18 protein-coding genes are annotated in these 20,863 nt (G+C 66.2%); 12 read left to right on the forward strand and 6 right to left on the reverse strand.

The window, feature by feature from the left end:
• Positions 1 to 622 (forward strand): ATP-binding cassette domain-containing protein (locus tag QZ709_RS11080; protein ID WP_294637354.1); only part of this gene is annotated, 622 nt, incomplete at its 5' end.
• A 3-nt stretch (positions 623 to 625) separates the two neighbouring features.
• On the opposite strand, the gene QZ709_RS11085 is transcribed toward QZ709_RS11080, so the two are convergent.
• Entirely contained in the window at positions 626 to 916 is a 291-nt protein-coding gene (locus QZ709_RS11085) for a DUF4404 family protein (protein ID WP_294637355.1), read from the reverse strand.
• Positions 917 to 1,109: 193 nt separating this feature from the next.
• On the reverse strand, positions 1,110 to 1,898 hold the full coding sequence (gene fabI, locus QZ709_RS11090; RefSeq protein WP_294637356.1) for an enoyl-ACP reductase FabI: 789 nt from the start codon (positions 1,896 to 1,898) through the stop codon (positions 1,110 to 1,112).
• A gap of 427 nt (positions 1,899 to 2,325) precedes the next feature.
• On the opposite strand from fabI, the gene rimP reads away from it, so the two are divergent.
• From rimP to dusA, 8 genes are all read left to right on the forward strand, one after another.
• Positions 2,326 to 2,985 (forward strand): ribosome maturation factor RimP, encoded by a 660-nt coding sequence (gene rimP, locus QZ709_RS11095; protein WP_294637357.1) that lies wholly within the window; start codon positions 2,326 to 2,328, stop codon positions 2,983 to 2,985.
• On the forward strand, positions 2,982 to 4,457 hold the full coding sequence (gene nusA, locus QZ709_RS11100; RefSeq protein WP_294637358.1) for a transcription termination factor NusA: 1,476 nt from the start codon (positions 2,982 to 2,984) through the stop codon (positions 4,455 to 4,457). The genes rimP and nusA overlap by 4 nt, the downstream gene beginning before the upstream one ends.
• Before the next feature lie 74 nt (positions 4,458 to 4,531).
• Entirely contained in the window at positions 4,532 to 7,600 is a 3,069-nt protein-coding gene (gene infB / locus QZ709_RS11105; protein ID WP_294637359.1) for a translation initiation factor IF-2, read from the forward strand.
• A gap of 93 nt (positions 7,601 to 7,693) precedes the next feature.
• Positions 7,694 to 8,092, forward strand: coding sequence for a 30S ribosome-binding factor RbfA (gene rbfA / locus QZ709_RS11110; RefSeq protein WP_294637360.1), 399 nt, complete (start codon positions 7,694 to 7,696; stop codon positions 8,090 to 8,092).
• 5 nt (positions 8,093 to 8,097) lie between these two features.
• Complete coding sequence (truB, locus tag QZ709_RS11115; protein ID WP_294637463.1) at positions 8,098 to 9,135, forward strand: tRNA pseudouridine(55) synthase TruB; 1,038 nt, start codon at positions 8,098 to 8,100, stop codon at positions 9,133 to 9,135.
• A 22-nt stretch (positions 9,136 to 9,157) separates the two neighbouring features.
• The gene (gene typA / locus QZ709_RS11120) at positions 9,158 to 10,990 is read left to right on the forward strand and encodes a translational GTPase TypA (protein WP_294637361.1); all 1,833 of its coding nucleotides are present in this window, start codon (positions 9,158 to 9,160) and stop codon (positions 10,988 to 10,990) included.
• A 93-nt stretch (positions 10,991 to 11,083) separates the two neighbouring features.
• Complete coding sequence (locus tag QZ709_RS11125) at positions 11,084 to 12,226, forward strand: enoyl-CoA hydratase/isomerase family protein (protein ID WP_294637362.1); 1,143 nt, start codon at positions 11,084 to 11,086, stop codon at positions 12,224 to 12,226.
• A 15-nt stretch (positions 12,227 to 12,241) separates the two neighbouring features.
• Positions 12,242 to 13,333, forward strand: a complete 1,092-nt coding sequence (dusA, locus tag QZ709_RS11130) for a tRNA dihydrouridine(20/20a) synthase DusA (protein WP_294637364.1) — start codon at positions 12,242 to 12,244, stop codon at positions 13,331 to 13,333.
• Positions 13,334 to 13,340: 7 nt separating this feature from the next.
• On the opposite strand, the gene QZ709_RS11135 is transcribed toward dusA, so the two are convergent.
• The 4 genes from QZ709_RS11135 to earP form a co-directional block, all read right to left on the reverse strand.
• Entirely contained in the window at positions 13,341 to 14,366 is a 1,026-nt protein-coding gene (locus QZ709_RS11135) for a diguanylate cyclase (RefSeq protein WP_294637365.1), read from the reverse strand.
• A gap of 104 nt (positions 14,367 to 14,470) precedes the next feature.
• Positions 14,471 to 15,490, reverse strand: a complete 1,020-nt coding sequence (locus QZ709_RS11140; RefSeq protein ID WP_294637366.1) for a diguanylate cyclase — start codon at positions 15,488 to 15,490, stop codon at positions 14,471 to 14,473.
• 116 nt (positions 15,491 to 15,606) lie between these two features.
• Entirely contained in the window at positions 15,607 to 16,161 is a 555-nt protein-coding gene (gene efp, locus QZ709_RS11145; RefSeq protein WP_294637367.1) for an elongation factor P, read from the reverse strand.
• A gap of 164 nt (positions 16,162 to 16,325) precedes the next feature.
• Positions 16,326 to 17,480: an elongation factor P maturation arginine rhamnosyltransferase EarP gene (gene earP / locus QZ709_RS11150; RefSeq protein WP_294637368.1), complete on the reverse strand. Its 1,155-nt coding sequence runs from the start codon at positions 17,478 to 17,480 to the stop codon at positions 16,326 to 16,328.
• Positions 17,481 to 17,586: 106 nt separating this feature from the next.
• Here earP and uvrC point away from each other — a divergent pair, with 106 nt between their 5' ends.
• From uvrC to pgsA, 3 genes are all read left to right on the forward strand, one after another.
• Positions 17,587 to 19,671, forward strand: coding sequence for an excinuclease ABC subunit UvrC (gene uvrC, locus QZ709_RS11155; RefSeq protein WP_294637464.1), 2,085 nt, complete (start codon positions 17,587 to 17,589; stop codon positions 19,669 to 19,671).
• A gap of 52 nt (positions 19,672 to 19,723) precedes the next feature.
• The gene (locus QZ709_RS11160; RefSeq protein WP_294637369.1) at positions 19,724 to 20,215 is read left to right on the forward strand and encodes a hypothetical protein; all 492 of its coding nucleotides are present in this window, start codon (positions 19,724 to 19,726) and stop codon (positions 20,213 to 20,215) included.
• A gap of 71 nt (positions 20,216 to 20,286) precedes the next feature.
• Positions 20,287 to 20,853 carry a CDP-diacylglycerol--glycerol-3-phosphate 3-phosphatidyltransferase gene (gene pgsA, locus QZ709_RS11165; RefSeq protein WP_294637370.1) on the forward strand — a complete coding sequence of 189 codons (567 nt, stop codon included), beginning with the start codon at positions 20,287 to 20,289 and terminating at the stop codon, positions 20,851 to 20,853.
• The last annotated feature ends 10 nt before the right edge of the window (positions 20,854 to 20,863 follow it).

Consider the following 20,863-nt stretch of genomic DNA (forward strand, 5'->3'; position numbering starts at 1 on the left):
CCAGGCCGGGGTTCGGGTGGCTGGCGAGGCCTGGTTGCATGGTGATGGAGAGCGCCGCAACCTGTTTGCCCTGGAGGGGGCCGCACTCCATGAGGCGCGCCGACAGGTGCAGATGGTGTTCCAGGACCCCTTCGCCTCGCTCAATCCCCGCATGCGCGTCAGCGAGATCCTGCAGGAAGGCCTCCAGACCCTGCGCCCCGAGTGGTCCGCATCCGAGCGGCTCGACCGGGTTGTCGACCTGGTCGGGCGCGTGGGTCTGAGGGCCGATGCGCTCCCGCGCTTCCCTCACGAGTTCTCGGGTGGGCAGCGGCAGCGGCTGGCCATTGCCCGGGCCCTTGCGGTGTCGCCGCGTGTGCTGGTGTGCGACGAGCCGACCTCGGCCCTCGACGTGTCCGTGCAGGCCCAGATCCTCAACCTGCTGCGCGAACTGCAGTCCGAACTCGGTCTGGGGCTGCTGTTCATCACCCACAACATGGGTGTGGTCAGCTACCTCGCCGACCATGTGGCTGTGATGCAGCAGGGCCGGCTGGTCGAGCAGGGGCCGGCAGCCCAAGTGCTGCAGCAGCCCGCTCATGCTTACACCCGCACCCTGCTGGCTGCGGTGCCGAAGCGGCCGTTCTGACCGTCAGATGCCCATCTTGCCCAGCGTGTCGAGCATGTCCCGCAGCGTGCTGGCCAGATAAGGGTGATCGGCTGCAAACCGGGCCTCGATGGCCTGTGCACGGGCGTTGAGCGAGTCGTCGTCGGCTGCCGTGGTCGGTGATTCTGTACCCGGCGTGGACGGCTTGGCGATGGCCTGCTGGATGTCCCGGTCGAGGTCCTGAAGCAGCGCCTTCAACTCCGGTGCGACGGGTTGACCGCTTTCCAGTTCTCCCTTGAGTCGTTGCAGCAGGTTCTTCAGTTTGGTGGCGTCCATGTGTGCTCCATCCATGCGTTGCTGAACACATTGTGCGACGGCCGCATGCCCCTTCCAAGTCACGGGCATCGAGGACTTGCCCGGGGCTGACGGGCATCAAGCCGCAGCGGGGCCTCGGTGTGGCGGGGCGCATGAAAAGGGCCGGCATGGAGCCGGCCTTCTTGCAGGGGGGGCAGCTTGCGCCGTTCCCGCGTCAGGCGATGTCGCTCACGCCGCCCGTGACCTGGCTGAAGCCCGCGTCGACATAAGTGATCTCGGCGGTCACGCCGGCGGCCAGGTCCGACAGCATGAAGGCGGCCACATTGCCCACGTCCTCGATGGTGACGTTGCGGCGCAGCGGCGCATTCTGCTCCACCACGTCCAGGATCTTGCCGAAGCCCTTGATGCCCGATGCGGCCAGCGTCTTGATCGGGCCGGCCGAAATGCCGTTGACGCGGATGCCCTTCGGGCCCAGGCTGGCGGCGGTGTAGCGCACGCTGGCTTCCAGGGAGGCCTTGGCCAGACCCATGGTGTTGTAGGCCGGCACGATGCGCTCAGCCCCCAGGTAGGACAGCGTCAGCAGCGCGGCGTTCGGATTCAGATAGGGCAGTGCGGCCTTGGCCATGGCGGGGAAGCTGTAGGCGGAGATGTCGTGGGCGATGCGGAACGCTTCGCGCGACAGGCCTTCCAGGAAGTCGCCGGCAATCGCCTCGCGAGGGGCAAAGCCGATGGAATGCACGAAGCCGTCGAACGTAGGCCAGACCTTGGCCAGATCGGCGAAGAGGGCAGCAATCTGCTCGTCATTGGCCACGTCGCAATCGAACACCAGCTCCGAGTCGAACTCCTTGGCGAACTCGGTGATGCGGTCCTTGAAGCGCTCGCCCACATAGCTGAAGGCAAGTTCAGCGCCTTCGCGCTTGCAGGCCTTGGCGATGCCATAGGCAATGGAACGGTTGGACAGCAGTCCGGTGATCAGCAGGCGCTTGCCGGCGAGAAAGCCCATATGGTCTCCATGAAAAAAACAAGGGGTGAAGCAACGCCCACCCGCTCAACGATGAACGGATTTTCGCACGCATCGTGGTGTGGAGCAGAATTTCGCCTTCCAGCCTTGCCCGGGCGCTTTCCTCGGAGTAAAATGCGGGATTGGCTGCCTGATGTGGCCTCTTCGTCTTGCTGGCTGCGCCAGGGGGGGCGCAACGAGGGGATGTCAGGCTGTGATGCCGAAGTGCCGGAGTCGCAGGGCGGATTGAGCCGAACACGCGTCGACCACGGGATTCTCGATGAGTCTGCGGGTTGTGTGTTGTGACGGTCAGTGTCGCCGGGCTTGCGGGCAGTTCGTCTCGTGGATGTTCACGAATGGGCGGATCTTTCCAGCCCATTTTTTTTGCTCGACGTTTTTTATTGGGTGCGATCGTCGCCGGATTGACTGGATGAGTTGGCTGAAAGTCGTTGAAGACACCGTGACCGGTCTGGGTTACGAATTGGTGGACTGCGAACGCAGTTCGCATGGTTTGCTGCGCGTGTACATCGACCGACTGCCCGACCAGCCCTACGATCTGCCTGGTGATCTGGTCACCGTGGACGACTGCGAGAAGGTCACGCGCCAGCTGCAATATGCGCTGGAAACGATCGATGCCGACTACAGCAGGCTCGAAGTGTCCTCTCCCGGTGTCGACCGCCCGCTCAAGACCCCGGCGCATTTCGCGCGCTTCGTGGGTGAGCAGGTCGAGATCGCGCTCAAGCACCCTTTTCAGGGGCGCAAGAAATACAGCGGCGTGCTGTGCGTGTCGCAGGATGCCGAGCCCGCTCAGATCGAGTTGGGGCAGGCCTGGGGCCTCGTGCTGAAGGCGGCCGACGCCGACAAGCCGTTGTCGAAGACGGCGGCCAAGAAGCTGGCCAAGGCACAGGCCAAGGGTGAAGCCCCCCCGGAGGCGGCGGATCAGGTTTTAGGTTTCACGCTCGATGAAATTCGCGAGGCACGCCTGGTGCCGGAAGTGAGTTTCAAGGGGCGTAGCCGTCGGGCGGCAACCCCGGCGGACGGTACGGTTGCCGTCGATGAGGCGCAAGATCTCGGAGGTCAGAAGAAATGAATCGTGAATTGCTGATGCTGGTGGACGCCATCTCGCGTGAGAAGAGCGTGGACCGTGAAGTGGTGTTCGGTGCGGTCGAATCCGCCCTGGCCTCCGCCACCAAGAAGCTCTATCAGGGCGAGGTCGACATCCGCGTCGCCATCGACCGCGAGACCGGCGTCTACGAGACTTTCCGTCGCTGGCACGTCGTGCCCAACGAGGCCGGCCTGCAGCTGCCCGATGCCGAGATCCTGCTGTTTGAAGCCCAGGAACAGATTCCCGACATCGAGGTCGATGACTACATCGAAGAACCCATCGAGTCCGTGCCCATCGGCCGCATTGGCGCCCAGGCGGCCAAGCAGGTCATCCTGCAGAAGATCCGTGACGCCGAGCGCGAGCAACTGCTCAACGACTTTCTGTCGCGCGGCGAAAAGATCTTCGTCGGCACCGTCAAGCGTCTGGACAAGGGCGACATCATTGTCGAGTCGGGCCGCGTTGAAGGCCGTCTGAAGCGCGGCGAGATGATCCCGAAGGAAAACCTGCGCACCGGCGACCGCGTGCGCGCCTTCATGCTGGGCGTGGACACGCTGGCCCGCGGCCCGCAAATCATGCTGTCGCGCTCGGCGCCGGACTTCATGATCGAGCTGTTCCGCCAGGAAGTGCCCGAGATCGAGCAGGGCCTGCTGGAGATCAAGAGCTGCGCCCGTGACGCGGGTTCGCGAGCCAAGATCGCCGTGCTGTCGCACGACAAGCGGGTCGATCCGATCGGCACCTGCGTCGGTGTGCGCGGTTCGCGCGTCACCGCGGTGACCAATGAACTGGCCGGCGAGCGCGTCGACATCGTGCTGTGGTCGGAAGACCCGGCCCAGTTCGTGATCGGTGCGCTGGCCCCGGCCAACGTGCAGTCGATCTTCGTGGACGAAGAAAAGCACGCCATGGACGTGGTTGTGGACGAGGAAAACCTCGCCATCGCCATCGGCCGTGGCGGCCAGAACGTGCGCCTGGCCTCGGACCTGACGGGCTGGCGCATCAACATCATGACGGCCGAGGAATCGGCCCAGAAACAGGCCGTCGAAAGCGACTCCATCCGCAAGCTCTTCGTCGAGAAACTCGACGTGGACGAGGAAGTTGCCGACATCCTGATCGCCGAAGGTTTCTCCAGCCTGGAAGAAGTGGCCTACGTGCCGCTGCAGGAAATGCTGGAAATGGAATCGTTCGACGAAGACACGGTCAACGAGCTGCGCACCCGTGCGAAAGACGCTTTGCTGACCATGGAAATCGCCAAGGAAGAAGAAGTCGAGGCTTTGTCGGAAAATCTCAAGGGTCTGGAAGGTCTGACCCCCGAGCTGATTGCGAAGCTGGCCGAAGCGGGCATCCACACCCGTGACGACCTCGCCGATCTGGCCGTGGACGAACTCACCGAGATCACCGGTGTGTCCGACGAACAGGCGCGCGCCCTGATCCTCAAGGCGCGCGAACACTGGTTCGCCTGATCGCCCACGCTTCAGCCACCTGAGACGACCCACTCGACCTATTTACGCAAAAGCTCATCGCAAGGATCAACACAATGGCCGTGACCACCGTCGCACAATTCGCCGCGGAACTGAATCGCCCGGCTGCGACACTGCTGGAGCAGCTTCAGTCTGCGGGTGTGCCCAAGGCCGCCCCTGAAGACGTGCTCACGGAGGCCGACAAAGAGCGTCTGCTCGACCACCTGCGCACCGCCCACGGTTCCACCGGCGGCGACCGCAAGAAGATCACGCTGACCCGCAAGTCGACCACCGAAATCAAGCAGGCTGACGCATCTGGCAAAGCCCGCACCATTCAGGTCGAAGTTCGCAAGAAGCGCGTGTTCGTCAAGCGCGAGGACGGCGTCGATGAGGCGACCGCCAAGGCGCAGGAAGAAGCCGAGCTGGCTCGCCGCGAGGAAGAGGCCCGTGCCCAGGCCGAAGCCCTTCGCTTGCAGGAAGAGCAGCTGGCCGAAGCCCGCCGCCAGCGTGAAGAAGCGGAACGCCGCGAGCGCGAAGAGGCCGAAGCCCGCGCCCGTGCTGCCGCCGAGCAGGCTGCGCGTGAACAGGCCGAGCGTGAAGCCGCGGCCAAGGCTGCTGCGGCTGCCGCTGTTCCGGCGGGTGGCGATGCCGATGACGCTGCAGAGCGGGAAGCCGCGGCTGCTCGCCGTGCGGCGGCCCAGGAAGCCGCCCGTGCGGAAGCCGCCGCCCTGACCGCCGCCGCACAGCGTGTGGCGCGTGGCGGCACGCTGCGTGCCGGTAGCAACAAGCCGGCCGCAGATGCCAAGCCGGCAGAGGCCGCCCCGGCCCCGGTTGCCGCGGCGCCCGCACCGGCTCCTGCGCCCGTTGCCGCGCCGACCATGCCGATTCAGGCCGACGCCCCCAAGCCGGGTGCCGGTGTGCGCGTGGTGAAGGCCGCCGACCGCGAAGCCGAAGAAAAGCAGCGCCTGGCCGACCTGGAGCGCCGTCGCAAGGCCGCGGAGGCCGAAGCGGCCGCGATCCGCGCCATGATGAACGCGCCCAAGAAGGTGCTGACGGCCAAGAAGCCGGAAGAAGCCAAGCCGGCGGACGCCAACAAGGAAGGCATCAAGGGCACCATCCACAAGCCGAAGGGCGCACCGGGCGCCACGCCGGGTTCGACCACGGCAGGGGCCGGCGCCAAGCCGGGCGACAAGAAGTCGGTCAAGTCCGAGAAGCTGTCGTCGAGCTGGGCCGATGACGCCAAGAAGCGCGGTGGTCCCTCCAAGGGCCGTGGTGGCGACGCCGCCAGCAGCTCGCGCAACGGCTGGAAGGCTCCGGGCGGCAAGGGTGGCCGGCGTGGCGACCGCGGCGAAGGTGCTTCGACCTTCGTGCCGCCGACCGAGCCGCAGATCCTCGAGGTCCACATTCCCGAAACCATCTCGGTGGCCGACCTGGCTCACAAGATGTCGGTGAAGGCCACCGAGGTCATCAAGCAGATGATGAAGCTCGGCCAGATGGTCACCATCAACCAGCACCTGGACCAGGAAACCGCCATGATCGTGGTGGAAGAAATGGGCCACAAGGCGTTTGCCGCCAAGCTGGACGATCCGGATGCCTTCCTTGAAGAAGAACACGAGGATCAGGCCGCCGAGGCCAAGCCGCGCGCACCGGTCGTGACCGTCATGGGTCACGTCGACCACGGCAAGACCTCGCTGCTGGACTACATCCGCACCTCGCGTGTGGCTGCGGGCGAAGCCGGCGGCATCACGCAGCACATCGGCGCTTACCACGTCGACACGCCGCGCGGCATGATCACCTTCCTCGACACCCCGGGTCACGAGGCCTTCACGGCCATGCGTGCCCGCGGTGCCAAGGCCACCGACATCGTCATCCTGGTGGTGGCGGCCGACGATGGCGTCATGCCGCAGACGAAGGAAGCCATCCACCACGCCAAGGCGGCGGGTGTGCCCATCGTCGTGGCGATCAACAAGATCGACAAGCCCGGCACCAACCTGGATCGCGTGACCCAGGAGCTGATTGCCGAGCAGGTGGTGCCCGAGTCCTACGGTGGTGATTCGCCGTTCGTGCCGGTGTCGGCCAAGACGGGCCAGGGCATCGACGATCTGCTCGAGAACGTGCTGCTGCAGGCCGAAGTGCTGGAGTTGACCGCACCGGTCGAATCGCTGGCCAAGGGTCTGGTGATCGAAGCGCGTCTGGACAAGGGCCGCGGCCCGGTGGCCACCGTGCTGGTGCAGTCGGGCACGCTCAAGCGTGGCGACGTCGTGCTGGCCGGTGCTTCGTATGGCCGTGTGCGCGCCATGCTGGATGAAGATGGCAAGGCCGCGACCGAAGCCGGTCCGTCCATCCCCGTCGAGATCCAGGGCCTCACCGAAGTGCCGTCCGCTGGCGACGAGTTCATGGTGCTGTCCGACGAGCGCCGTGCCCGTGAAATCGCCACCTTCCGTCAGGGCAAGTACCGCGACGTGAAGCTGGCGAAGCAGCAGGCCGCCAAGCTCGAGAGCATGTTCGAACAGATGGGTTCGGGCGCAGACGTGCAGACGCTGCCGCTCATCATCAAGGCGGACGTGCAGGGTTCCCAGGAAGCGCTGGCCGCTTCGCTGCTCAAGCTGTCGACCGAGGAAGTGCGTGTGCAGATCGTGCACGCCGCCGTGGGTGGCATCTCCGAGTCGGACGTCAACCTGGCGATCGCTTCGAAGGCCGTCATCATCGGCTTCAACACCCGCGCGGATGCCAACGCCCGCAAGGTGGCCGAGCACAACGGTGTCGACCTGCGCTACTACAACATCATCTACGACGCCGTGGACGATGTGAAGGCGGCGATGGGCGGCATGCTCGCACCCGAGCAGCGCGAGGAAGTCATCGGTTCGGCCGAGATCCGTCAGGTCTTCATCGCCTCGAAGATCGGCACGATCGCGGGCTGTATGGTCACCGACGGCGTGGTGCGTCGCAGCGCCAAGCTGCGCCTGCTGCGCGACAACGTGGTCATCTACACCGGCGAGCTGGAAGGCCTCAAGCGCTTCAAGGACGATGTCAAGGAAGTTCGCGAGGGCTTCGAGTGTGGTCTGAACATCAAGGGCTACAACGACATCAAGGAAGGCGACGTCCTCGAGTTCTTCGAAATCAAGGAAGTGGCCCGCACGCTGTAAGACAACGCGCCGGCTCCCGCCCTTGCAACCCCGCCTGAGCCCAGGCGGGGTTTGTGCTTGGAGGGAGCCGTCGGCTTTCAGCAGGAATTCACCATGCGCCATAAACGCTCCACCCCCAACCGCAGCAACCGGATTGCCGACCAGATCCAGCGTGATGTGGCCGAGCTGATCCGTGATCTGAAGGATCCGCGCATCGGCATGGTCACGATCAGCCATGTCGAGGTGACGCCCGACTACGCCCATGCCAAGGTGTTTTTCTCGTTGCTGATCGGCAATCCGGAAGACACCGAAGCGGGCCTCAACGAGGCAGCCGGCTATCTGCGTAACTCGTTGTTCAAGCGCCTGCAGATCCACACGGTGCCGACGCTGCACTTCCACTTCGACCGCACCACCGAGCGTGCGGCCGAACTGAACGCCCTGATCAACCGTGCCGTGGCCGACAAGGCCAAGGACGGTGACGAGCCCGTGAGCGGGGAGGGTGGTCAGCCGTGAGCGACCTGCAAGTCGGTCAGCGCGCAGACCTCGGTCAGCGGCCTCAGCGACCCCCGCGCCTGCCGCGGCGTGCGTTGCATGGCGTGATCCTGCTGGACAAGCCGCTGGGGCTGTCCAGTAACGACGCGCTGCAGAAGGTCAAGCGCCTGTTTCGCGCGGAGAAGGCGGGCCACACCGGCACGCTGGATCCGCTCGCCACGGGGCTGCTGCCCTTGTGCTTCGGTGCGGCGACGAAGTTTTCTCAGGTGTCGCTCGATGCCGACAAGCGCTATACCGCGACCGTGAAGCTGGGCGTCGTCACCACGACGGGCGATGCGGAAGGCGAGGTCGTGTCCACGCGCGACGTGACGCCGGACATGGTGGCACCGGATCGCGTGGCGGCGGCCTGCGCCACCTTCACCGGCGAGATCGACCAGATTCCGCCCATGCACTCGGCCCTCAAGCACGAGGGGCGTGCCCTGTACGAATACGCCCGTGAAGGCGTCGAGATCGAACGGGCTGCCCGCCGCGTGACGATTCACGGCATCGACATCCTGCGCTGTGAAGATGGCGTGCTGGAGGTCGACGTGCGTTGCAGCAAAGGCACCTACATCCGTACCCTGGCGCAGGACATCGGCGAGCACCTCGGCTGCGGCGCGCACCTGATCGGTCTGCGCCGTACCGGCAGCGGCGGCGTGACGCTGGAAGGCGCCGTCACCCTCGATGAGCTGACTGCGCTGGACGAGGCCGACCGCGATGCCTTGCTGCAGCCTGCAGACGTGCTGCTGTCCGATTGGCCGGACGTGCTGCTCAACGAGCAGGACGCCACCCGTTTCCTCACCGGTCTGCGCCGGCGAACAAAGCTGCCCGATGCACCGCAGGTGCGTGTGTACGGGCCCCATCCCGCGGCGCCCGCAGACGCCGCCCGCCGTGTGTTGCTGGGCAGTGCCCACATCCAGGGCGGCGAACTGATCCCCACCCGCCTGCTGAGTCCGGCCGAGGTGCAGGGCATGGTGCTGATGTGCCGGCCCGCCCGCGCTGCCGATCCGGCTGTGGCCCCCTGAATCCGACCCTTGTGAGCTTTCTATGAGCACCCAAATTCGCAACATCGCGATCATCGCCCACGTTGACCATGGCAAGACCACGATGGTCGACCAGCTTCTGCGCCAGTCTGGCACCTTCGCCGAGCACGAGAAAGTCGTGGACACGGTGATGGACAACAACGCCATCGAACGTGAGCGTGGCATCACCATCCTGGCCAAGAACTGCGCCGTGAGCTGGGAAGGCACGCACATCAACATCGTTGACACCCCGGGCCACGCGGACTTCGGCGGTGAAGTCGAGCGTGCGCTGTCCATGGTCGACGGCGTGGTGCTGCTGATCGACGCTCAGGAAGGCCCGATGCCGCAGACGCGCTTCGTGACCAAGAAGGCCCTGGCCCTGGGTCTCAAGCCCATCGTCGTGGTCAACAAGGTGGACAAGCCGGGTGCCAAGCCCGACGCCGTCATCAATGCTGCTTTCGACCTGTTCGACAAGCTGGGCGCGACCGACGAGCAGCTGGACTTCCCCGTGGTGTATGCCTCGGGCATCAACGGCTGGTCTTCGCTGGAAGAGGGCGAGCCGGGCGCCCAGTGGGGCCCCGACATGTCGGCCCTGTTCGAGACCGTGCTCAAGCACGTGCAGCCGCACAACGGCAACCCGGACGCCCCGCTGCAGCTGCAGATCTCGGCACTGGACTACAACAGCTTCGTGGGCCGCATCGGCGTCGGTCGCATCAATGCCGGCAAGATCAAGCCGGGAATGGACGTGGTCGTGATGGAAGGCCCTGGCGGCAAGAGCGTCAAGGGTCGCATCAACCAGGTGCTGACCTTCCAGGGCCTGGACCGCGTGCAGGTGACGGAAGCCGGACCGGGCGAGATCGTGTTGATCAACGGCATCGAAGAGATCGGCATCGGTGTGACCATCACCGATCCGGCCAACCCGACGCCGTTGCCCATGCTGAAGGTCGACGAGCCCACGCTGACCATGAACTTCTGCGTGAACACGTCGCCGCTGGCCGGCCGTGAAGGCAAGTTCGTGACCAGCCGCCAGATCTGGGATCGCCTGCAGAAGGAATTGCAGCACAACGTGGCCCTGCGCGTGAAGGAAACCGACGAAGATGGCGTTTTCGAAGTGTGCGGCCGCGGCGAACTGCACCTGACCATCCCGCTGGAAAACATGCGTCGCGAAGGCTACGAGCTGGCCGTTTCCAAGCCGCGCGTGATGTTCAAGGACATCGACGGCGTCAAGAGCGAGCCGATGGAGCTGGTCACCGCCGACGTGGAAGAAATCCACCAGGGCGGCGTGATGCAGGCGCTGGGCCTGCGCAAGGGCGAAATGATCAACATGGAGCCGGACGGCCGTGGCCGCGTGCGCCTGGAGTACCGCATTCCGGCCCGAGGCCTGATCGGTTTCAGCAACGAGTTCCTGAACCTGACACGTGGTTCGGGCCTGATCTCGTCGATCTTCGACGGCTACGAAGCGCACAAGGGTGAAATCGGTGGCCGCAAGAACGGCGTGCTGATCTCGATGGACGACGGTGAAATCTTCACCTACGCACTGGGCAAGCTGGACGACCGTGGCCGCATGTTCGTCAAGCCGAACGACCCCGTGTATGAGGGCATGATCGTTGGCATCCACAGCCGCGATAACGACCTGGTGGTGAACGCCACCCGCACCAAGCAGCTGACCAACTTCCGCGTCTCGGGCAAGGAAGATGCGATCAAGATCACCCCGCCGATCGAGCTGACGCTGGAATACGGTGTGGACTTCATCGACGACGACGAGCTGGTCGAGATCACACCGAAGTCGATCCGCCTGCGCAAGCGCCACCTGAAGGAGCATGATCGCAAGCGTGCTTCGCGCGAAGCCAACGCCTGATCGACCCGCTGAGAAGGCGCCCTGCGGGGCGCCTTTTTCGTTGTGACCCCATCATCAAGCCGGCGCGCGCTGGCGTGCGAGGAGCAGACCGAGATGCGCAATGAAAGCCCGATCCTGACCGAGGTCGTGGGTGGACTGGGTGTGATCACCCTGAACCGGCCCAAGGCGCTGAACGCGCTCACCCTGGAGATGGTGCGCGAACTGGCGGTGGTGTTGCAGGGATGGGCGACCAACCCTGACGTTCTGGCCGTTCTGCTTCAGGGGTCGGCGCGTCCGCCGGTGGAGGGCAAGCCGGTGGCCCGGCACTTCTGCGCGGGCGGGGACATCCGCTTCATGCACGATGCTGCGCTGGTTGGCGACCCTGCGGTCGAGGACTTCTTCACGGAAGAGTACGCGCTCGATCATGCCCTGCACGTCTATCCCAAACCCACCGTGGCGTGGATGGAGGGCATCACCATGGGCGGCGGCATGGGTCTGGCGCAGGCCTGCGCCTTGCGCGTGGCGACGGCGTCGGTCCGCATGGCCATGCCTGAAACGCGCATCGGCCTGTTTCCGGACGTGGGGGGCGGACACTTTCTGTCCCGGCTGGTGGGGCATGCCGGTGAATACCTGGGCGTGGTGGGGCCTCATCTGCACGTGACCGACGCCCTGACGCTGGGATTGGCCGATGTGCATGCAGAGGCAGGTTGTCTGTCAACGTTTCTCGAAAACCTCCGCAGCAGTGCGGCCCGCACGAGCGGGGAGCTCATCGCGAGGTTGCGGGCGCATGTGGACCTGCACCCGCTGACCCGGCTGCCGGACGCCACGGTGACGGCACGGCTGGATGACATCGACAGGCATTTCGGCCTTCCGACCCTGCGCGACATCGTGGCGTCGCTGGAGGCCGCGCAGGCTGATGGGGATGCCTGGGCCGAGGAAACGCTGCATCACATGGCGGGCCACTCGCCCCTGATGATGGCCGTCACGCTGGAGCAGATCCGCCGCGCACGCAGCATGCCGCTGGCAGAGGTGTTTCGCATGGAGCGAACGATGGTGCGCCACTGCTTCCAGATCCGGACCGGCGCAGCCAGCGAAACCGTCGAGGGCGTGCGGGCGCTGGTGGTCGACAAGGACCATGCCCCTCGCTGGAATCCGCCGACGCTCGGCGAAGTCGGGGCCGACCAGGTGGAGGCCTTCTTCGAGGCCGTCTGGCCGCCTTACGCGCATCCGCTGCGCGATCTGCACGATCCGATCTGAGCCTGCTTTTGTTTCATGCCTGCGACCCGCATTCCCAAGACCGATCCCCGAACGGGGCTGAGCCCGTGGCGCGCCTGCGTTGCTCCGATGCTCGACTGGACCGACCGCCATTGCCGCTACTTTCATCGGCTGCTGACCCCGCATTCCCGGCTGTACACCGAGATGATCACCACGGGAGCGCTGGTGTACGGACAGCTGCATCGCTTCCTGGAGTACAACCCGTCGGAGCACGCGGTGGCCCTGCAACTGGGCGGGAGCGAGCCGGCTGACCTGGCGCATTGCGTCAAGCTGGCCGCACAGTTCGGCTATGACGAGGTGAACCTGAACTGTGGTTGCCCGAGCGAGCGCGTGCAACGGGGCGCATTCGGCGCCTGCCTGATGAACGAGGCCTCGCTGGTGGCCGACTGCGTGCGAGCCATGCTGGATGCCAGCGGCGGCGACCCGTCCATGCCGATCACCGTCAAGCACCGCATCGGGATCGACCAGAGCGAGTCCTACGACTTCGTGCGCGATTTCGTGGGAACGGTGGCCGAGGCAGGGTGCGAGGTGTTCATCGTGCACGCCCGAAATGCCTGGCTGAAGGGCCTGAGCCCGAAGGAGAACCGCGAGATTCCGCCGCTGCGCTACGAAGTGGTGCACCAGCTCAAGCGCGATTTTCCGGAGCTGGTGATCGTGCTCAATGGCGGTCTGGCTGACAACGCGGCCTGCGTGGCGCAATTGCAGCCGGGTGCCATGCTGGACGGCGTGGCGCTGGACGGGGTGATGGTGGGCCGCGCGGCCTATCACACACCCTGGATGATGGCCGAGTGGGATGACTGCCTGTTCGGGCAGGGCAAGCGTGCGGACGGGCTGACGCGTGAGGCCGTCGAGACCGAGATGGTCGCCTATGCCCAGCGCGAAATCGAACGCACGGCGGGGTGGGCCCACGGCGAGGTGCGCTGGCCGCAGGTCATGCGTCACGTGCTGGGCCTGTACAACGGCCTGCCGGGGGCAAGACGATGGCGCCAGGTGTGGTCGGACCACACGCTGAAGAACCACATACCGGCCGAGGTCATGGTACTGGCTCACGCGCGGCCTCCCCGTCGCGAGGCCCCGCCATCGGTGTGAGGGCGGCTCAGGCCGCGCGGTCCGGTCGCGTGCCGGCCACTGCGTGAAGCCTGCGGGCAACGAGGTCGCCCGTGTCGTGGCCGTGCTGCAGGCTGACAAAGCGTCCCCGGCCCCGCTGCTTGGCGGCATACAGGGCTTCGTCTGCATGTTGCAGCCAGTGGGTGCTGTCTTCCTGTTCGCCGGGAATGCCGCTGAGCATGCCGCCTGACAACGTCACATGCCCGGCCACCGGAGAGTCCGGGTGGTACAGGCTGTCCCGCTCTACATGGTGCAGCAGGGCCAGCGCGAAGCTCAGCGCCCCCTCTGGTGGCGTGTGGGGCAACAGAAGCACGAATTCTTCGCCGCCGTAGCGTGCCGCGTAGTCGAGCGGTCGCCGGCACACCTGCTTGAGGATCTGGGCGATCTGCTGCAGGCACTGGTCACCTTCAAGATGGCCCAGCCTGTCGTTGTAGCGCTTGAAGAAGTCGACGTCGCACAGGATCAGCGACAAAGGGCGCTGCTCGCGGCGGGCGTCGCCGATGTAGCGGGCCAGTCGGTCGTCCAGCCCCTTGCGGTTACCCAGCCCCGTGAGCTGGTCGTGCATGATCTGGCGGCTGAGCTGTTCGTTGGCGTGCTGCAGGGCTGTGGCCGCGGCAGTCAGTTCACGCCGGGCTTCCAGCAGGCGTTGCATGGCGTGCACCTTGGCCTTCAGCACCAGGGGCGATACCGGGTGCACCAGGTAGTCGTCGCCACCGGCTTCGATCGCTGCGGCAAGGTCATCCTCGCTGTCGAGGTGAGACAGGAAGATGATCGGTGCCCAGGGCCCGCGCGATCCCGCCCGGATCCGGCGTGCCAGCTCGAGTCCGCTGTCGTCAGGCAGCGACATGTCCAGCAAGAGCATGTCGGGGCGCTGTTCGTCGAACAGACGCCATCCCTGGTGGAACGACGTCGCTTCCAGGACCCGGTGGCCTTCCGCCTGGAGCAACTGGCTGATCCGTGCGAGCAGAAGGGGCTGGTCCTCGACGACGAGGATCCGGAGAGAGGCGGTGGGCATGTCGGGCAACTCGGTGGCGCGCACGTTTCGTGAACGCTTTCACGGAGTGTGCCGCAGTTGCGTGGAATGCACCTCGGTAGGAACACGGGGCGACCGACTCGGGGTCAACCCGCTGTGCCGGCCCCATAAAGGTGTGTCACGGTGTCCACCTGCATCTCGAAGCTGAAAAACCGATTGCGACCTTGCGTCTTGGCGCTGTAGAGCGCTTCGTCGGCGCGCAACAGCAGGCTTTGCGCGGTGGTGCTGGCATCGGGGACCACGGTGGTGATGCCGCCCGACAGGGTCACGACGCCAAAGGCCGAGGTCGGATGGGGCTCGGCGCTGGCTGCCAGCACATGTTGCAGGGCTCGGGCAAAGGTCATGGCGCCGGATCGAGGGGTGTTGGGCAGCACCAGTCCGAATTCTTCTCCGCCGTAGCGAGCCACATAGTCGAGCGGGCGGCGACACACCGTGCGGAGGACCTCGCCCACGCGCTTCAGACACGCATCCCCCTGCACGTGACCCAATGCATCGTTGTAGGCCTTGAAGTGGTCGATGTCGCACAGCAACAGACTCAGCGGCTGCTGGTCGCGGGCACATTGCTGGACGCTGGCGTGCAGGCGCTCGTCAAAGCCGCGGCGGTTGCCCAACTGGGTGAGATCGTCCAGTGTGGTGAGGTGGGCCAGCCGTTCGTTGGCATCCCTCAGCGCTTCGGACGTGTCGATCAGCTGGCGCCGCATGCGCTGCAGACGCGACATCGCGTGCAGCTTGGCGGCCAGCACGACCGGGGAGGCTGGCTTCACCAGGTAGTCGTCGCCGCCCGCCTCGATGCCCCGCCAGAGGTCGAGCTCGCTGTCACGGGCGGACAGGAAGATGATCGGGGTCCAGTCACTGCCTTCCACGCTGCGGATTTCGCGAGCCGCCCAGTAGCCGTCTTCCTCAGGCAGAACCACGTCCATCAGGACGAGGTCGGGTCGACCCCGTTTGAATGCCTCGATGGCTTCCCGGGCGGTTTCGGCCTCCAGGACCGTGTGCCCGTGGTGCTCGAGCTCCCGCTTCAACGAGGATCGAACCGAGAGCTGGTCTTCCACCAGCAGGATGTTCATCGGGGCGGCAGGCATGGCGGGGCGCAGAAAGGCAGACATCACCTTATCGGCCACACCGTGAAGAACTGGAGGTGTTCCGACCACGCCATGAAAAAAGCACCCCGCAGGGTGCTTTGTGTGCAGCATGCCTGCGAGGGCGCAGGCTGCCAACGCAATCAGACGCGCTTCTTGTATTCGTTGGTGCGGGTGTCGATTTCGATCTTGTCGCCCGATTCCACGAACAGGGGCACGGCGATTTCGAAGCCGGTGCCGACGATGCGGGCGGGCTTCATGACCTTGCCTGAGGTGTCGCCCTTGACGGCCGGCTCGGTTTCGATTTCGCGCACGATGGTGGTGGGCAGTTCGACCGAGATGGCCTTGCCGTCGTAGAACACCACTTCGACTTCCATGCCGTCGAGCAGGTAGTTCACCGAGTCGCCCATGTTCTCGGCTTCCACCTCGAACTGGTTGTATTCCGAGTCCATGAACACGTACATCGGGTCGGCGAAGTAGGAGTAGGTGCACTCCTTCTTGTCGAGGATGATCTGGTCCATCTTGTCGTCGGCCTTGAAGACCACTTCGGCGCCGCCGCCGTTCAGCAGGTTCTTCATCTTGATGCGGACGGTGGCTGCGCCACGGCCGCCGCGGCTGTATTCGGTCTTCAGGACGACCATCGGGTCCTTGCCCTGCATGATCACGTTGCCGGCGCGGATTTCTTGTGCGAGTTTCATGGTGATTCCAGATGGAAAACTGGGGGTGCCGGGCCGTGGCGCACACTGCGCACCGTGGTCGGATCGGCTGTTCAGGCGCCGCTGGCTTTCAGGACAAGGTCGATCGAATGAAACGCATCCAGCTCGCGCCGACGCGGTTTCTGCCAGAAGCAAAGCTGCCGATTTTAGCCTGACCCTGTGACAAAAGCGATCAGCTGTGTGACAAGGTCTGTTTGCGTGCGCAACCGGTCCCGCGAAGACAGGCTTGCACGGGCCCATCCCGTGGCATCCGGCCAGGCCGGCAGGGCGTCAGGCCAGGGGCCAAGGCGGTTCCACGCTTGCCACCACGCCCGCACGGATGCCTGCAGCGACGCAGGCCAGTCCGCCGTCCACCGCGCCGTGAAGGCGTCGAGCTTGTCGGCATGCACGCCGTCATCCTGCTCGTAGATCTGCCAGACATGCGGGCGGCCCGCCCACAGCGCGCGCACGGCCGAATCCTCGCCCCGGACCAGATTCAGATCGCAGCAGGCCAGCAGGTCATCGTAGCCGGGCTGGCTGAGCGGGGGGACGACGCTGAGCCGGAGGTGAGTCGGGAGGGGGCCCTGTGTGGCCTCCCACTGCGCCCGCCACGATGAACCGAGTTGCTGGGCGTGCCCCTGGGTCAGCACCACGTGCGTCGGTTCAGCGGGCGACCCGGCCAGCGCCGACAGCCACGTCCCCAGGGGCGCCGTGCCGTAGCAGAACACACTGGCCACGCGCTCTCCTGGCTGGTGGGCGACGCCCAGTTGCCCCAGCACGGCCTGGCGCCGCACGGCATCCAGTCGCAAGGCATCCTGCCGATCGATCAGCCCGGGCTCGCGCAGGAGTCCACCGGTGTCCGGCGTGAAGCCGGGGTAGAAAAAGTGCTTCGTCAGCCCCGATGCAGGGCCGCTCCACACCGGCGAACGCAGGCGGTGGCTGCGCGCCACGTAATCTTCCGCGCTGAGGTATTCCAGATTGATCCACCGGGGCGGCTCGGCGCGGGCGGCCATGCGCGCCAGGAAGGGATCCGGCGGGTTGCACCCGAAGGCCTCGATCACCACGTCTCCGGGTTCGGGCACCGCGGCGGCATCGGCCGCCTGCGCCCAGGGGTGAACCACGATGCCGTCGTGCCCCCGTCCCTGGGGGTACGCCCCGGACGGCGTCCAGTCGACCTCGGGCGCCATCCAGGTCAGGGCGGACGGGTCGTCCACCCACAGGCGCACCGTGTGCCCTCGGGCGCTCAGGTCGCGCGCCAGACGCCAGCACACCCCGATGTCGCCGAAGTTGTCGATGACCTGACAGAAGACGTCCCATTGCATGGGGGCGGATTATGGCAACCCGCCTGCCGGGCCGCTGGCGGGTCGGGGACAATGCCGCCCCATGAGCGCCCCGCATGACGATCCGATCCAGCCTGACGACAAGCCGATGGCCGAGCCGGCCCCGCCCGTGGAAGACCGGGAACAGACCTGGAACCGCCTGCTGTCCGAGGTGGCCTCGCTGCCCGGCTTGCCGGGTGTCTACCGCTATTTCGATGCACAGGGCAACGTGCTGTACGTCGGCAAGGCGCGTGACCTGAAGAGGCGGGTATCGAGCTACTTCCACAAGAACCACGGCGGCACCCGCATCGGCCACATGGTGTCGCGCATCGCGCGGATGGAAACCACCGTGGTGCGCAGCGAGGCCGAGGCCCTGCTGCTGGAAAACAACCTCATCAAGACGCTCAACCCGCGGTTCAACATCCTGTTCCGCGACGACAAGAGCTACCCCTATCTGAAGATCGCCACGCACGCCTTCCCGCGCATGGCGTACTACCGCGGCGCCGTCGATCGCAAGCACCGCTATTTCGGCCCGTTTCCCAATGCCTGGGCCGTGAAGGAGACCATTCAGCTCCTGCAGAAGGTCTTCCAGATCCGGACCTGCGAGGATGCGGTCTACAACCACCGCACGCGGCCCTGCCTGCTCTACCAGATCAAGCGGTGCAGCGGCCCGTGTGTCGACCTGGTGACCCAGGAGGACTACCGGGCGGCCGTGGCGCAGGCCGAGCGCTTTCTACTGGGCGAGCCCGAGGCCGTGCTGGAGGACCTGCAGAAGCGCATGATGGACCATGCCGAGCGCATGGAGTACGAGCAGGCGGCTGGCGTGCGGGACCAGATCGGGGCCTTGTCGAGGGTGCTGCACCAGCAGTCGGTCGACACGGTGATGGACAAGGACGTCGACGTGCTGGCTGTGAAGGTGGCCGGCGGGCGGGCCTGTGTGAACCTCGCCATGGTGCGAGGGGGGCGTCACCTGGGTGACCGGGCGCACTTCCCGGTGCACGTGCAGGATGCCGTCATGGCCCCGGACGAGGCCGACCCGGCTGCACAGGCAGACACGCCGGTCGAGGCGCATTCGGCCGAGTCGCTGCAGCAGCAGGCCGAGGTCAATGTGCTCGAGGCCTTCCTGGCCCAGCATTACCTGGGCGGCAGCGTGCCGGCCCTGCTGGTGCTCAGTCATCCGGTCGACCCGGCGCTGATCGAGGCGCTGGGCGAGCAGGGCGGCCGCAAGGTCACGGTGGTGCACCAGCCACGCGAGCAGCGCCGTGTCTGGCTCGAGATGGCGATCAAGGGCGCCGAGCTGTCGCTGACCCGATTGCTGGCCGAGGAGGGCTCGCAGCAGGCGCGCACCCGGGCGCTGGTCGAGGCGCTCAATCTGGATCTGGACCTGGACGCCCGCGAGGCGGGGTTGGCCGGAGAGCGGGAAGAGGGCGCCGAGGAGGGGGCGGAGGCCGGCGAGCAGGCCGAGCCCGCCGGCACCGTCACCGACGAGACCGCCCACGCCGAGGCCACCTCGCGCAGTGCACCCCGACACGATCCCCTGGCCACCCTGCGCATCGAGTGCTTCGACATCTCGCACACGGCGGGCGAGGCCACCCAGGCCTCGTGCGTGGTCTACGAGGGACACAAGATGCAGTCCGGGCAGTATCGGCGCTACAACATCACCGGCATCACCCCGGGCGACGACTATGCGGCCATGAAGCAGGCGCTGGAGCGCCGCTACAGCGCCGCGGGCACCAAGGCCGCCCGCGTGCCGGACATCGTCCTCATCGACGGCGGCAAGGGGCAGGTGGCGATGGCGCGCGAGGTGTTCCAGGCGCTGGGGCTGCCGCTGTCCCTCATCGTCGGGGTCGAGAAGGGCGAGGGCCGCAAGGTGGGGCTCGAGGAGCTGGTGTTTGCCGATGGCCGTCCGAAGCTTGCCCTGGCGCCGACATCGGCCGCGCTGATGCTGGTGGCCCAGATCCGCGACGAGGCCCACCGCTTTGCCATCACCGGCATGCGGGCCCGGCGAGCCAGTGTGCGGACGGGCGGCAGCCGGCTGGAAGACATCCCGGGCGTCGGTCCCAAACGACGTGCCCGTCTGCTGCAGCGCTTTGGCGGCGTCCGTGGCGTGACCGCTGCCAGCATCGATGAACTGGCCAGTGTCGACGGCATCTCGCGTGAACTGGCGGAGGAGATTTACCGTGCCCTGCGTTGACCTTGCACGGGGCCTGCCCCGCCCCGCTCGCCAGGAGACCCGGTGGGGTGTCATGGCCCTCGTCCTGCTGGCCCTGGCCGGCTGTGCCCTGCGCCCGCAGCAGGCGCCCGACGCCGCGCCCGAGGCGCGACCGGGAGGCAGCGTGCCCGAACGGGCCGGCCAGGCCCCTTCACCTGCAAGCGCTCAGCCCGTGGCGCTGCCCCCGCCGGCCACGCCCCGCAACTGGCAGGAAGCCCGCCTGCAGGCTGCGCGGCGCATCGTCATGGCCAACCCGGGACAGACCTACAGCACGCCCACACCGGAGGTGCTGCTCGCCATCCCCGTGCTCACCATCGAGCTGCACGCCGACGGACGGATCCGCAACATCGAGGTCATGCGCTACCCCAGCCAGGCCCGTGACACCGTCGAGCGTGCCAAGGAAGCGGTTCGCCGGGCGGCACCGTTCGGCGACGTCTCGAAGCTGCCGCGGCCCTGGAAGTTCAACGAGACCTTTCTGTTCGACGACAGCCGCCGCTTCAAGCCCATGACGCTGGACCGGCGCTGAGCGCCCCTCGCGGGCGACCCTTCGCGTGGCGTGCCGCGATCGCAGGCAGATCACAGGCACAATGACACCCCATGTTCTGGACTCTGCCCACCTTGCTCACCTGGGCGCGGATCGTTGCGATTCCGCTGATCGTGGGCGTGTACCACCTGCCGGTGCCCATGCCGGAGATGAACCTCATCGCGAGCAGCCTGTTCGTCGTCGTCGCCCTGACCGACTGGGCCGATGGCTGGCTGGCGCGCCGGCTCAACCAGACCTCGGCCTTCGGCGCCTTTCTGGATCCGGTGGCCGACAAGTTCCTGGTGTGCGCGTCCCTGCTGATCCTCCTGGAGCTCGACAGGGTCAATGCGCTGATCTCGCTCATCATCATCGGCCGCGAGATCGCGATTTCGGCTCTGCGCGAGTGGATGGCCCAGATCGGTGCCTCCCGCAGCGTGGCCGTGCACATGCTCGGCAAGATGAAAACGGCCTCGCAGATGCTGGCCATCGTGCTGCTGCTGTTCGACGGCACTCTGCCCGGCGGCTGGCATGCCGGGCAGATCGGCACCTGGCTCATCTATGTGGCAGCGGGCCTCACCATCTGGTCGATGGCCTACTACCTCCAGAAGTCGCTGCCGGACATCCGCGCCAAGGCACGCTGACGCGCCCACA

This window comes from uncultured Aquabacterium sp. (assembly GCF_913773725.1).
GTDB lineage: Bacteria > Pseudomonadota > Gammaproteobacteria > Burkholderiales > Burkholderiaceae_C > Aquabacterium.